The organism is Cupriavidus sp. SIMBA_020, from assembly GCF_046535395.1.
Lineage (GTDB): Bacteria > Pseudomonadota > Gammaproteobacteria > Burkholderiales > Burkholderiaceae > Cupriavidus > Cupriavidus campinensis.
In genome coordinates this window covers 1-347 of record NZ_JAWRWU010000188.1, presented here as the reverse complement: position 1 = coordinate 347, position 347 = coordinate 1, and the positions used below count along the sequence as shown (strand labels likewise).

At 63.4% G+C, this 347-nt stretch carries 1 pseudogene; it reads left to right on the top strand.

The window, feature by feature from the left end:
• Nucleotides 1–103 precede the first annotated feature (103 nt).
• Nucleotides 104–347 (top strand): annotated as a pseudogene (locus tag SB751_RS28760) (zinc metalloprotease HtpX); the annotation flags it as partial.

Below are 347 nucleotides of genomic sequence, written 5' to 3'. Positions count from 1 at the left end.
CTATACTCTCCGTCACCGGGAGCGGCGCGGCGGTCGGGGAACTGCTGCGCCGCGGCACAGTCCAACCCCGCACAAGTCCCGCTCGCTGAGGAACAAAAAAAGCATGAAACGCATCATCCTTTTCGTCATTACCAACCTGGCCGTCATGCTCGTGCTGTCGGCCACGCTGCGCATCCTGGGCGTAGACCGCTACCTGACCGCCAACGGCCTGAACCTGCAGGCGCTGTTGATCTTCTCGGTCGTGGTCGGCTTCACCGGCGCCATCATCTCGCTGCTGATCAGCAAGCCCATGGCCAAATGGAGCACCGGTGCCCAGGTGCTGGATCCGAACGCGCCGCGCAACCAGC